Consider the following 13,703-nt stretch of genomic DNA (forward strand, 5'->3'; position numbering starts at 1 on the left):
CGAGCGTTTTAAGAAGCGCCGCCATCCTCTAGCCATTCCGCTATGCGTGGGACCATTTGATCAGTAAGCATATGCTCCATTTTGGGACCAGGCAATGAATAAAGGAAATACTTCCCGTAATGAGATTCAATAACCCTTGTATCATAAACAATAACTATTCCGCGATCCTGCGCCGTGCGAACCAGTCTTCCGAATCCCTGCTTAAAACGAATAACCGCTTGAGGAACAGATAATTTCATGAACGGATTCTTCTTCTGGGCCTGTAATAACTCCGACTTCGCTTCCGCCAACGGGTGATTCGGCGGTTGAAATGGAAGTCTCACGATGGCCAGGCAAGTCAGTGCTTCACCTGGAATATCTACACCTTCCCAGAAGCTGCTCGTCCCCAGCAATACGGATGCTGCACTGTCCTGAAAGCGGCGGATCAGCTTGCTCCGGCTGCCACCTTCCACGCCTTGACCAAGCACCGTAATCTCTTGTGAGGCCAAAGCCTCTTTAAGCGGATCATATACCTGACGCAGCATTTTATAAGAAGTAAACAGAACCAGCATCCGCCCACGTGTTGTTTTAGCAGCTTCCGATAATGACTGTACGAGTGTATCGACAAATCGAGCATCGCCCACACTCCCCTTCACACTAGGAAAATCACGCGGTATAACTAGCAGTGCCTGCTCGCGATACTTAAAGGGAGATGGAAGGAGTGAGGTCATTAGACGTCCCTCTTCTGCAGCTTCGTTAAGTCCGAGATTATCAATCATAAATTGAAAAGACTTATCTACAGACAGCGTCGCCGAGGTAAGCACGATGCTTTTTTTCTTATCGAAGAACAACTCTTTAAGCTGGCTGCTAACATCCACAGGGACGGCATACATCTGCAGTGATTTGCTGCGGTAATTTCCATTTGCCTCCAGCCAATATACTACATTATCGTCATTCAGCCCCATAAAGAATCTTACTTGCTCACGGATGGAAGCCAAATCCTTAAATAAACCGCTAATATCAGTAACAAGACTGTCTGCTGAAGATTGGCTTTCCTGGTCGCGCATCTCGTTAAGCATTTTATCACCCTTACGGATGATGTCGCTTAACGTCAGATTCATAGTGTTCTCTAGCGCAACCAATTCATCCCAATCCTTCGGCTTACGGGCGGGAATCAACCGCATAACCAGTTGTCCCGCTTCCCCTGCCCCTGCATCACTGCGTTCCGGCAAAAGGCTGAACAGCTTGTCGCTGAGTGCATCCCAGGTTTCTTTGACGGTAAGCAGATCCGGGTAGATCCGATCGATGACTCCGCTCCATTCTGAAGCCTCTTCACTGCCTGACGACTGTAATATTTGACGAAGAGCAGGAAGCTGTCCGTTTCGGCTATCTTTATACAGCCGCGATAATGTGTGTGCCACAGTGAAATGCTTCATATGCATGCCAAGATGTTTACCAGCCACATCTTCTAAATGATGTGCTTCATCAATGACAAGATGCTCGTAAGCCGGAAGCAGCTGGTGCCCAGCCTTAACATCTGCGAATAGCTTGGAGTGGTTCGTAATAACCACGTCAGCAATCCCAGCTTCATGCTTGGCCCTATGATAATAACATTTGCGGAACCAAGGACAAGAACGGCCCAGACAGGAATCGGTATCGCTTGCCACCGTCTCCCAGAAATCACCGCCCCGGCCGCTTAAATTCAGCTCTTCATCATCCCCTGATTCACTTTGAGTGAGCCATACAATCATCTGAGCGGCAGTAAGCGCATCTTCCCTTGGGCTTATAAAGTCCTTTTTATTAATTTTATGCTCAAACTTACGCAGACACAAATAATGCCCTCTTCCCTTAAAAATAGCAGCTTTAAACGGAAAAGGAACTACCTGCGTTAACAAAGGGATATCCCGCTCGCGCAATTGGTCCTGCAGATTAATGGTATGAGTGCTGACCATGACTTTTTCATTGGTGCGAACGCTTTGATAAATGGCAGGCAACAAATAACCGAGCGATTTACCGGTTCCTGTGCCCGCTTCGATCAGTAGGTGTTTGTCTTCGGCAAGTGCCGTCATCACCTCATTGATCATAATATCCTGAGCTTCCCGGCTTTCATACTGCGGTAATGTGTCTTTAAGTCGTTTGGTTACTTCGTCCATATAATCAGTAAAAGATAAATTCGCTAGCGGATTCTCAGCATGCTCATCTCTAGGTGGCGCTAACTCCGTCCAATCTCCTACTGCAAGCGCTAATTGACGATAGAAAGTCAGATCACCTTCGGGCTGTAGCGTTTCCGCTTCCCGCTCTCGCAGCAGACCATCAAAGTACCAGCCCAGATCACTATCCTCTTCGGTAAACAGCTCACAGAGTCTCTGGATCGTAAGCAGCGGCAGCTCGTAGAGCTCCTCCAGACATTTCAGCAGCACTAAAGCAGTCGCAAGTGCATCACTATCTGCCTGATGCGGACGATCATGTGTCACTCCAAAATGAGCACTGACAGAGCCTAGTTGATAAGATGTGAGCGAAGGAAAGCAAATTTTCAGAAAATCAATCGTATCCAAAATCCGCCCTTGAAATGGCAAATAACCACAACGATCTAAAGCATTTTGTAAAAAATGGAAGTCGAAAGCGACATTATGCCCTACAAGCACAACATCATCCAAGAGCGGAACAAGCTCCATCATCATCTCATCCAGCTCAGGCGCATCCTTAACATCATCATCGGTAATCCCCGTCAGACCTGTTATAAAAGGAGGAATCGGCGTTCCGGGCTTGACATAGGAACCATATACCCGGGAGATGGACCGGTCTTCTTCTATAATTGCAAGGCCAACCTGGATAATTTCACCCACGGATTGGGTTCCTGTTGTTTCAAAATCAAGCACGGCAAATTTCATTATAATTCTATTCCCTTTCAATTGAGACTCTTAATCAGCATAACAGAAGTTGCGAAAAAAGGCGATGCACACCACTGGTTCAGGGGATGCATCGCTTGAATGGAAATTTCCAAAACCGTTATTCTTTTACAAAAGGGAAACCAGCTGATTTCCAAAATGCAGCTTCCCTCCACGACGGCGGCATACCTCTAAGTTAACGTTTGGTTCCGGAAGCGCAGGGTCATGTTGCAAAGCAAGATCAAACAATTCCTGCGCTTCATTGAAACGTTCCTGTGAGGCTCGTATGCAGCCTAAAGCATTATAAACCATGGCTTTCAGCTTGGTTTCCCGTATCAAGCCCAGCATATGGTTCAGATGACTCCAAGCGGCCTCACCGTCACCTTCCTGCAGATAAGAGATGGCTAAATATAATCGAGCAGCCAAGCTATCCGGGTATTGCGCAATAACTTCTTTAAACTGATCAATACACTTTCCATACATCAGCAGCTTATAATACCCCTGACCTCTTACAAAGGAATCCATACATAGCTCTGGTGCTTCCTGTTCCGGCACTTCCTCTTCGACCACTGCTGTAAAATCCGCACTTTCGCGAAAGGAACTAAGCTTCTCAGCAAAAGCGAGCCATTCATCCATCACTTTGTCGCTCAGTCTATGCAGCATATTATAATTGCATAAAAGCTCGTTCCGGCGGGCACCCTCCGCTGTAGGGTAATCTGTTACGATCTCCTGAAGCACCTTGTTCATTTCAGCAAACAAATGTTGAAACATGGGCGATCCCCCCCTTACTGAAGATGAAATCAGTTCAGCTTGCCTGACTTCATTTTCTGCGAGATCGGGGTCTTTCATCCCTGCCATTCATTACATGGCGTAAGTCCATACATTAAGCGATTGTAGCATGCAATTCATGATCAGCCAGCTTCACTGGTTTGTTATTCTCATCCACGAATACCACCGTTGGCTTATGTGACTCCAATTCTTCTGAGGACAACATCGCATACGAAATGATAATTACTGTATCGCCCGGCTGAACAAGACGAGCTGCGGCACCATTAAGACAGATCACTCCGCTTCCACGCGGTCCAGGGATTACATAGGTTTCCAGTCGCGAACCATTATTGTTATCCACAATTTGAACTTTTTCATTCTCAAGAATGTCCGCGGCTTCCATCAAGCTCTCATCAATGGTAATACTGCCTACATAGTTCAAATTCGCTTCCGTTACTGTTGCGCGGTGAATTTTGGATTTCATCATATGTCTAAACAAGTGCAGCAACCTCCTTTGGAATAAATACATTATTATCAATCAAGCGTGTTCTGCCAAACTTCACGGCGAGCGCTATTATAATTTCCCCATCCACTTCTGATAAAAGAGCTTCATCCTCTAATCCTTCAAGATCAGGGAATGTTAAGATCTCCGCATAATCAATCACCGCTAGAGGGGAGCTGGAAATAACCGATGTCAACAATTCCCGCACTTCAGCAACGGTTGTTACTTTTCCTTCTTCAATAGACTGACGTGCTTCACGTAAGGATCGAGATAACACCAATGCCTGACTACGCTCCTCTGGAGACAAGAATACGTTACGTGAGCTGAGTGCAAGTCCATCCCCTTCACGAACGATCGGACAAGGAATAATTTCGATATTCATATTAAGATCGGACACCATTCGGCGAAGCACAGCAACTTGTTGAGCATCCTTCAGCCCAAAGAAAGCATAATCCGGCTGTACGATATTGAAGAATTTATTAACCACTGTGGTTACACCATCAAAATGCCCAGGGCGGGATGCCCCACAAAGCCGGGTAGTAAGCTCCGATACCGAGACCGTAGTCCGAGTAGGCTGCGGATACATTTCTTCCACACTGGGGATAAATACAATATCTACTCCCTCACGTTCAGCGAGCTCCAAATCACGACGCTCGTCACGCGGATAGGAATCATAATCCTCGTTTGGCCCGAATTGCAAAGGATTCACAAAAATGCTCATTACCACTGTGTTGCTCATTTCTCCAGCCCGGCGAAGCAGACTGGCATGTCCGTCATGCAAGTATCCCATCGTAGGAACGAACCCAATCGGGGCGTGCCCGCCTTGTCTCATATACTCCAAAGCTTCGCGCAGCTGCTCCATGCTTCTGACGACTCTCATTTATTTCCCTTCCTTTCTTGCAGCGCCATATAAAGATTCCAAAACCGTTTCATCTGCATTAAAAACGTGACTTTCATCTGGGAAGGAACGTTCCTTCACTTCCTTCACATATTGGCTGATGCCCTCACGGATTACATTACCCACATCCGCATAGGTTTTGACAAAACGTTTCTCACGGTAAGGTGAGGCATACCGCAGCAAATCATGGAAAACCAATACCTGTCCATCACAGTAACGGCCTGCACCGATCCCAATGGTTGGGATGCTAAGCGCTTCAGAGATCGCTTGGGCTACTTCTTCCGTTACCAGCTCCAGAACGATTGCAAAAGCACCTGCGGCCTCAAGCGCCTTAGCTTCATCCATCAGGCGTTGCGCATCTTTGGCATCTTTGCCTTGAATCCGGTAGCCACCAATCATATTCACGGATTGCGGAGTAAGCCCGATATGTCCCAGTACAGGGACTCCCGCAGCTACCACCGTAGCTACAGTCTCACAAATCTCGAGTCCACCTTCCATTTTGACGGCATGAGCCCGCCCTTCCTGCATTAATCTGCGCACTCCCCGCAGAGTTTCATCTACACTTCCGTGATAAGTCATAAATGGCATATCCGCCACGATAAAGGTGCTTTGTGCTCCTCGAGTTACCGAGCGGGTATGGTACACCATATCTTCAATCGTTACCGGTAAAGTTGTATCGTATCCAAGGACTACATTCCCAAGAGAGTCACCAACCAAAATAAGGTCGATACCTGCTTCTTCTGCAAGAACTGCAGACGGATAATCATAAGCGGTCAGCATGCTCAGTGGCACACCTTCTGCTTTCATTTTTTTCATTTTTACAATATTTAGCGCTTGTTTGTTTGCCATTTCTCTTTTCGTCCTCCTTTTTTAAGTAACCTGCCCGTAAAAATCGCAACAAAAAAACCTTTTAGCAATCATTTGCTAAAAAGGTCCGAAGGGCAAAAAAGAGTCACTTGCGATCGTCCCTTCTGTCTCGGTCCTTACGGCTCAGAGCAGAATCCAACGTAACCGTCAAACGCAGTTATGAAGGTATTTCCAATAATAAAAATATAAAAAAGTTCTTCAGTTCAAGAGTACAGTTCGTTAAACGATACCGCCTCCGACCCATAGTATAACAAAAAAAACTCGGAATTACACGAAAAAAATATGACAAGGGATGATACCCTTGTCATATAAAAAATATTATAAAAGTTCAATTTCACCTGAGCATACGTTAGAGATCTCTCCTAAGCTGTTTTTAAGCAGCAGACCACCTATTTCATCCAAACCCACTACCACACCTTCGGAACGCCCCTGAGGGCTATTCAGTGCGATCTGGCGGCCCAAAGTCACTGACATGGACTCCCATAGTTCTTTGATGGGTTTAAAACCTTGCTTCATGTACAAATTGTAATGCATCTCCAGCTCGTCCAAAACTGCTTTTACCAGCTCAGAACGGTCAACTGGAGCACCCCCCCGCTCAATCCGAAGTGAAGTCGCGACCTCCTGCAGATGATCAGGATAATCTTCCTCTGTCATGTTCGCGGAAATGCCAATTCCAGCAATGCAATAATGAAGCTCCCCTTCTCTTAGAGAAGATTCCAGTAAAATCCCACAAATCTTACGACCGCCTGCGAGCAGATCATTCGGCCATTTGATGCCGGCATCTACACCTGTTACCCGTCGAATTGCCTTACAGACGGCAACCCCAGCCAGCAATGTCAGCTGCGGAGTCTCCGACAAGGGTAATCGGGGCCGTAACACAATACTCATCCAAATGCCCTTGCCACGGGGAGAAAACCACTTTCTTCCCATTCGGCCTCGGGCGCCCGTCTGTTCTTCCGCGATGACAGTTGTCCCTTCCGGCGCGCCGTTTTCCGCTAAAAACTTAGCTTCTTCTTGAGTGGACACCACAGATTCCAGCAACTGAATGTCGCCTACCCAATTCGAAGCGGAGGTCTCTCGCTTCAGCTCAGTTAGCGACAGCGCTTTATCATCGCTCATGTCCATCCATCCTTTTTGCTTCAAGCAGTAATAATTGTTTATCGTTAGGTAAATCACCTGAAGCGACCGCTTGCAGGAGTCCATTTAACATTTTGCCTAGCCATGGTCCCGGACGTTTGTCCAAAGCCTCCACCAGCTCATTGCCTGTAATCTCAAGCTCTGAAAGGCTGGTTAGCGGCATTTGAGCGATCCATTCTCTTGCCGCTTGTACATTTACAGCGGCAGGTGTTGTTGAGGCCTCTGTCGATTCCACGACGCAACAGGCAGAAGAGGCCGCAGTAGGAAGTGCAGGTGCGGCTGCTGGCAGGATCGCCAGCAGCGAGAGCCACCCTTCGGCAGCTTCCACGCCGAAGGCCAGCACGGCGGCGATCCATTGCCGCCGCAGACCTTCCCTGCCGCCCGTACCCGGCGGCAGGGCCTCTATCGCAGCGGTCCAAGCTTCGCGGACCCGCAGCACCTGGACGACGCCGCTCCGCGTCGTCCCCGAGAACGTCCATGCCCGCAGCAGCACATCGGCCTCTTGGGCCGATTGCTTCAGGGCATGGAGGAGAAGCGCCCACCGCAGGCGGGCGCTCTCCAGTTCCCCGATCCCGGCCGTTAAGGCGGCAGCAGCCGCCATATCGGTTCCGGTCCAGGGGAACGGGGCTTTGCCGCGCGCCAGCAGCTCGCAGCGCGCTAGCATGCCGAGGCCGCGCAGAGGATGCGGCCCCTCGACGATGCGGTCCAGCTCCGCGCGGACACGCTCCACAGCAATATGCGCCAGCTTATCCCGCTGGCGCATCAGGCCCCTCCACGTGTTCTTCGCGATGGAGAAATCCAGCACCGCTGCAAAACGAATGCAGCGAAGCATGCGAAGCGCATCTTCGTCAAACCGCTCCTCCGCATCGCCTACACAGCGAATCACCTGCAGCTGTAGATCCTTCTCACCCTCAAAAGGATCAATAAGTTCCCCATTTAATCCACAGCAAATCGCGTTGATCGTGAAATCACGACGACGAAGATCCTCCTTCACATCGTTGACGAAATAAACATGCTCAGGACGACGGTGGTCTACATAACCACTCTCTGTCCGGTATGTCGTCACTTCAAACCCACAACCATCCTGTATCACGGTGACCGTACCATGAGCTAATCCTGTTGGCACACTGCGCGCAAAGATAGCTATCACTTCCTCTGGCAGTGCTGAGGTTGTAATATCCATATCATGCACTGGCCTACCCAATAGCTCATCGCGAATACATCCTCCAACCCAATAAGCCTCGTGACCATTTTGGGTTAACTCGGAAATTACAATCTCCGCTGCAATTGCCATCGCAGAAGGTGCCATTGTCCATTCCATATATGACTCCTTACCCCCGAACCGGGTCCAGTCCAAGTACCTTGCGCCCCAGCACCCGGTAATAAATATCTTCATATTGTTTCGTTATCGAATCCTTACAGAAATCTTTGCAGGCTGTTTGTAGACAAGCTTCTCTGAACTGTTGCACCATACGTTCATCCGACAGGAGTTTAACTGCATATTTAGCCATAGCCGTTGTATCGCCAATCGGTGCAAGGAATCCAGTCTTTCCATGCTCTATAAGCTCAGGGATGCCTCCGGTTTGCGAGCCAATCGTCGGTACGCCGCAAGCCATTGCTTCCAGAGCAACCAGACCAAAGCTTTCCTTCTCGGAAGGTAGCAGAAGCAGATCAGCTAAAGAGATCACCTGAGCGATTTCATCCTGCCTTCCCAGAAAACGAACTTTATCTTCCAGACCCATTTCGCTAATTTTGGCTTGAATTTTGGGAAGATCCGGACCTTCACCTACAAGCAGCAGGCGTGAAGGCAGTTCACGATTCACTTTTGCAAAAACGTCAACAACATCGCTGACTCTTTTTACAGGACGGAAATTACTGATATGCATCAAAATCTTCTCATCAGGCGCTGCGAAATCTCCCCGCAGATCCGTTACATCACGCGGATAATAGACCCGATGATCCACGAAGTTATAAGTGAGATCAATGTCGCGGGTAATATCGAGTACGTCCCTTGTTTCTCTAATAAGATCCTGAGAGACCGCCGTAACGGCATCACTTTCATTAATCCCCAGACGAATCAAATCTTTAAGCGATTCATCCTGACCAAGCACCGTTATATCCGTACCATGCAAAGTCGTTACAACCTTCATATCGTTCCCAAGCATTTGCTTTGCAAGGAAAGCACACACTGCGTGTGGCACTGCATAGTGAACATGGAGAAGATCCAGATTTTGCATTTTGGCAACCTGAGCCATCTTCGTAGCAAGCGCTAGATCGTACGGAGGATAGCGGAATACATAATAATCGTTTACTTCTACCTCATGGTAAAAAATATTTTTCTGAAACGTTCCCAATCGGAACGGGATACTATGTGTAATAAAATGAACTTCATGACCCTTCTCGGCCAAGAGTTTACCTAATTCAGTCGCAACTACGCCTGAACCGCCAAGAGACGGATAACAGGTAATTCCTATTTTTAGCATACGTTCCATCTTCCTGTCTCCTTCTTCTCCAGTATTGATTCGTGTAATGAATCATCTATTGTTTGTCGGCCGCTTTCAAAAAAGCGAAGCGAACACCGTTTCTTTCAAAATCACACAGGACTTCATTTCTCTAAGCTGTTCAAAAAAAGCTCTCAGGAGCGCAATGGGGTATTCATTCCAAGCGCTCCTGGATCAATCATAATCAGCTTATTATATTATCATACAAACTTCGTTATATCCGTTTCTTAAGTAAACAATTCCACCGTATGAGGTACCTTGGTTGCAAACCCTTCTGCATAAGGAATCAGTCTGCGCTGGCCAAGCAGCATATCTCTCGAACGGACTCGTTCAATGTAGCCTTCCGTTAACGGTGTGGATACAGTATCCGCACCCGGAGGTTTGGTGAACTGGGAGCGATAGCAGGACAATGCCTGCTCCTTCAAGCCATATTGTTCAGTAACATCAACAATAAGATCGGTACGTCCTAAATCATTGATAAAATAGAAGTACAGCTGTGGAGCAGGAATTGCCGGCTTGTCCGGCATATATTTACGTAGCTTGGCATTAAAAACAGCCTCTTCCACCAGCTTGCTACAGGCGATATGATCGGGATGACGATCCTCCCAATAAGGAGCAAAAACTATCGTAGGAGAAAAGCGGCGAATTTCAGCAGTCACAGCCGCCACATGCTCTGCTGTAATAAAAAGCCCTCTATCTGGCAGACCCAGGTTTGTCCGCACGGATGCTCCGAGAAGGTCTGCAGCTTGCTGCGCTTCTTGCTTGCGAAGTTCTACTGTACCGTTCGATGACATTTCCGCGGCTGTTAAATCGCAAAGTCCCACCTTAAGTCCCGCAGCGGTATGTTTTGCAATTGTTCCTGCCATACCAATCTCCGCATCATCTGCATGCGCACCAAATACAAGAATGTCCAGCTTCATTCATCAACACCCGGTTTGTATTTGTGAACCAGTGCACGCCAAGCAAAATCACCACGATCAATCGCCTTCACAAGAACCTCCGCTGTGGCAATATTCGTAGCTACCGGTATCCCGTATACGTCACACAGACGAAGCAGAGCTGAAATATCAGGTTCATGTGGCTGCGCCATTAATGGATCCCGCATGAAAATAATAAGATCCAGTTCATCCTGTGCTACCATGGCACCGATTTGCTGATCTCCACCTAATGGACCAGACATGTAACGATGAATTTTTAAGTTAGTTACATCCATAATCCGTTGGCCAGTAGTCCCTGTAGAAAATAGTTCATGACCTTCAAATACATGTTCATAAGCTAATACAAAATTTACGATTTCATCTTTTTTACGATCGTGGGCAATAAATGCGATCTTTAACATGGTGTTCTCTCCTGTCTATTCTATAAAGTGCTCGAATCCATAGATCAAGCCTGTATATCCCATTACCTTTTCAATACCCATCTTAACGCCTGGCATATATCCTGCACGCTCATAAGAATCATGGCGAATCTTCAAAGATTGTCCGAATCCACCAAAAATCACTTCTTCTTGAGCAAACACACCAGGAAGACGGACACTATGTATCCGGAATCCGTTATAGTAACCACCACGGGCACCTTCAATGGTTTCTTCCTCTTTAGGATTACCTTGACGAAGTTCCTCACGAACTTCCGAAATCATCTCTGCGGTTTTGACCGCAGTTCCAGATGGAGCATCCAGTTTCTGGTCACCATGATACTCTATAATTTCCAGATGCGGGAAGTACTTTGAAGCTTGTGCCGCAAATTTCATCAATAGAATAGCTCCAATGGAGAAATTCGGAGCAATAAGTCCGCCAATCCCCTGTTCTTGACACTGCTTGTCCAGTTCCACCATCTGCTCCGGTGTGAATCCGGTTGTACCGATAACCGGACGCACTCCGTACTTAATAGCTAGCGCTGTATTCGTATACGCTGACTGCGGTGTAGTGAAATCGACAAGGACATCTCCGTTGCTTCCCGCGAGGGCGGCCTCAAGATCAGAAGTTACAATAACGCCTGAGTCTTCCAGACCTACCAGACGCCCTGCATCAATATCGCCCGAAGAACGATCTACTGCTGCTGCTAACTCCAGCTCTTCGTCCTGCAATACAAGTTTAACAACCTCTTTACCCATTCTTCCGCCTGCGCCGGATACAACGACCCTGATCTTGTTATTCATATTTTTTCCATCCTCGCTCTCACTAGTTATATAGTTATTGCATATACGATTGTATGGATTTCTGAAGGTCTCTCATCAATTCCCGCAAGCCAGAATCATCCGGATGTAACGAAATCACTTCTTTTAAGGCAGTCATAGCCTGTAAATGTTCATTCACTCGGCTATGCGCGATAGCAAGCCATACATAAGCATCCCCATATAATGGATCAAGGGTAATAGCCTCTTTGAGCAGTGTAATCGGATGATAAGGGTTGCGAGTTTTGTTATCTTCATCTTCTATCAACCGTTTGGCTTCTTGTACATGCATCATAGCCTGCAAATGCTGCAGATGCAGACTATACTCAGGTTTGCTGGTGTCCAGCTTTACAGCAGCCTGAGCATGAACTAAAGCTTTATCTAGCATACCACTGCGGGCATACGTTATGGAACAACGATATCTAACCTCGGCATCAGCAGGGCTTGCTGCAATTGCAGACTCGAAGCAAACAATAGCTTCGGCAAAGTCACTGCGCAATATCGAGCGGTAGGCCTCTCTTACATAATCCTTATGATCCATATACACACCATCCTCACGGCTAAATCCCGTTCGTTTGGTACAGCATATGTTATAGAGGCCTAATCGGTGTCTTTCGGTGTCCAACGTCCCGCATCACGGGTATTAAATTTATGCATTACCTTATTATGCGCTTCCGTCAGGTCTATCCCGAGAGAATTTGCAAAACAAACGGTAATAAACAGAATATCTCCCAGTTCAAGTTCAATGGAATTCTCAGCTTCATCAGACTTCTTAGGCTTCTCGCCGAACTCGTGATTGACCTCTCTAGCCAGTTCTCCGACTTCCTCGGACATGCGGGCCAGCATAGAGAGTGGACTGAAGTACCCTTCCTTAAACTGCGATATATAAGCGTCTACTTCACGCTGTATGTCACCAAGACTTTTGTCCATAAAATGTAACTTCTCCCCCTCTGTATATCTTGCCTTCTGTTTGCCCCTATGTTATCGTAAAGACGTTTTGAAGACAATCTTTTTTGAATATTTTAACACACGCAAGAAAAGGTATACTTATTATAGGAAAAGAAAAACTGCCTACAAAAGGCCTAACGAGGGATTTCATGAATTCAAAAAAGGTAATTACAATCAGCAAGACAGTCGCTCCCATCTTGCTCGGAGCCGCAGTATATGCCTTCGGGCTACTGTATTTCATCATTCCTAATCAGTTGATGGAAGGCGGCGTAACCGGGATCACACTTCTCCTTAATTATGCCTTTAGTATTCCCATCTTTTTATCCACACTGCTGATCAACCTTCCTTTGTTTCTGCTGGGCTGGAAAGTCCTAGGCGGGCGGCAAATTGTGTATACAGGTGTAGGGATCGGGGCGTTGACCTTTTTCCTGTGGGTTTTCGAACGAATGATTACTGCGGGATGGATTATCCCCTTCAGTACCGAACACGACTTTATTCTTGCGGCACTGTACGCAGGAGTAACGCTTGGAACGGGGCTTGGGCTTGTATTCCGATTTGGGGGTACAACAGGTGGTGTTGATATTGTCGCAAGAATTCTGGGACGGAATTTTGGCTGGAGCATGGGGCAGATTATTTTGGCCATCGACATTATTATTATTGGCTCTTCCATCCTCTACATTCCTAAAGAAAAAATACTTTACACACTCGTCGCAGTTTTTATCTCATCACGAGTGATAGATTTTATCCAAGAAGGCGCCTATGCTGCCAAGGCATTTACAATTATCAGTGATGAAGCACCACAAATTGCCGATCTGATTACAGCCGAAATGGACCGTGGTGTAACCCTCATCCCTGCCATTGGTGCTTATTCCAAGCAAGCCAAATATATGGTGTACTGTGTAGTCTCAAGGCAAGAAATCCGCCGGCTAAGTCTGCTGGTCAAATCCGTTGATCCACGCGCCTTCGTAATTATTAGTGATGTACACGACGTACATGGAGAAGGCTTTCGAGAAACCTAAATAAAAAGGAGTGTAGGCCATTT

General features: G+C 47.2%; 14 protein-coding genes. 1 reads left to right on the top strand and 13 read right to left on the bottom strand.

What is annotated here, in order from left to right:
• Positions 1–8: 8 nt before the first annotated feature.
• From dinG to MKY14_RS11615, 13 genes are all read right to left on the bottom strand, one after another.
• Entirely contained in the window at positions 9–2,870 is a 2,862-nt protein-coding gene (dinG, locus tag MKY14_RS11555; RefSeq protein WP_076127545.1) for an ATP-dependent DNA helicase DinG, read from the bottom strand.
• Positions 2,871–2,996: 126 nt separating this feature from the next.
• Positions 2,997–3,638, bottom strand: a complete 642-nt coding sequence (locus MKY14_RS11560) for a tetratricopeptide repeat protein (RefSeq protein WP_076127543.1) — start codon at positions 3,636–3,638, stop codon at positions 2,997–2,999.
• 112 nt (positions 3,639–3,750) lie between these two features.
• The gene (gene panD, locus MKY14_RS11565; protein ID WP_036676288.1) at positions 3,751–4,134 is read right to left on the bottom strand and encodes an aspartate 1-decarboxylase; all 384 of its coding nucleotides are present in this window, start codon (positions 4,132–4,134) and stop codon (positions 3,751–3,753) included.
• Entirely contained in the window at positions 4,127–5,017 is an 891-nt protein-coding gene (panC, locus tag MKY14_RS11570) for a pantoate--beta-alanine ligase (RefSeq protein ID WP_076306198.1), read from the bottom strand. Before panC ends, panD begins: the two co-directional genes overlap by 8 nt.
• Entirely contained in the window at positions 5,018–5,884 is an 867-nt protein-coding gene (panB, locus tag MKY14_RS11575) for a 3-methyl-2-oxobutanoate hydroxymethyltransferase (RefSeq protein ID WP_076127540.1), read from the bottom strand.
• 336 nt (positions 5,885–6,220) lie between these two features.
• Positions 6,221–7,021, bottom strand: coding sequence for a biotin--[acetyl-CoA-carboxylase] ligase (locus MKY14_RS11580; RefSeq protein WP_340976504.1), 801 nt, complete (start codon positions 7,019–7,021; stop codon positions 6,221–6,223).
• Positions 7,011–8,360, bottom strand: coding sequence for a CCA tRNA nucleotidyltransferase (locus MKY14_RS11585; protein ID WP_340976505.1), 1,350 nt, complete (start codon positions 8,358–8,360; stop codon positions 7,011–7,013). Before MKY14_RS11585 ends, MKY14_RS11580 begins: the two co-directional genes overlap by 11 nt.
• Before the next feature lie 10 nt (positions 8,361–8,370).
• Positions 8,371–9,531 carry an N-acetyl-alpha-D-glucosaminyl L-malate synthase BshA gene (gene bshA / locus MKY14_RS11590; protein WP_076127535.1) on the bottom strand — a complete coding sequence of 387 codons (1,161 nt, stop codon included), beginning with the start codon at positions 9,529–9,531 and terminating at the stop codon, positions 8,371–8,373.
• Between the two features lie 236 nt (positions 9,532–9,767).
• Positions 9,768–10,460: a bacillithiol biosynthesis deacetylase BshB1 gene (gene bshB1, locus MKY14_RS11595; RefSeq protein ID WP_076127533.1), complete on the bottom strand. Its 693-nt coding sequence runs from the start codon at positions 10,458–10,460 to the stop codon at positions 9,768–9,770.
• On the bottom strand, positions 10,457–10,879 hold the full coding sequence (gene mgsA / locus MKY14_RS11600; RefSeq protein ID WP_036676275.1) for a methylglyoxal synthase: 423 nt from the start codon (positions 10,877–10,879) through the stop codon (positions 10,457–10,459). Before mgsA ends, bshB1 begins: the two co-directional genes overlap by 4 nt.
• Before the next feature lie 15 nt (positions 10,880–10,894).
• Positions 10,895–11,698, bottom strand: a complete 804-nt coding sequence (gene dapB, locus MKY14_RS11605; RefSeq protein WP_036676273.1) for a 4-hydroxy-tetrahydrodipicolinate reductase — start codon at positions 11,696–11,698, stop codon at positions 10,895–10,897.
• A gap of 34 nt (positions 11,699–11,732) precedes the next feature.
• Complete coding sequence (locus MKY14_RS11610; protein ID WP_036676272.1) at positions 11,733–12,254, bottom strand: tetratricopeptide repeat protein; 522 nt, start codon at positions 12,252–12,254, stop codon at positions 11,733–11,735.
• A gap of 59 nt (positions 12,255–12,313) precedes the next feature.
• Positions 12,314–12,643 carry a nucleotide pyrophosphohydrolase gene (locus MKY14_RS11615; protein ID WP_036676271.1) on the bottom strand — a complete coding sequence of 110 codons (330 nt, stop codon included), beginning with the start codon at positions 12,641–12,643 and terminating at the stop codon, positions 12,314–12,316.
• Between the two features lie 167 nt (positions 12,644–12,810).
• On the opposite strand from MKY14_RS11615, the gene MKY14_RS11620 reads away from it, so the two are divergent.
• Complete coding sequence (locus MKY14_RS11620; protein WP_076127532.1) at positions 12,811–13,680, top strand: YitT family protein; 870 nt, start codon at positions 12,811–12,813, stop codon at positions 13,678–13,680.
• Positions 13,681–13,703 lie beyond the last annotated feature (23 nt).

It is taken from the genome of Paenibacillus sp. FSL R5-0887 (assembly GCF_038002305.1).
GTDB lineage: Bacteria > Bacillota > Bacilli > Paenibacillales > Paenibacillaceae > Paenibacillus_AQ > Paenibacillus_AQ odorifer.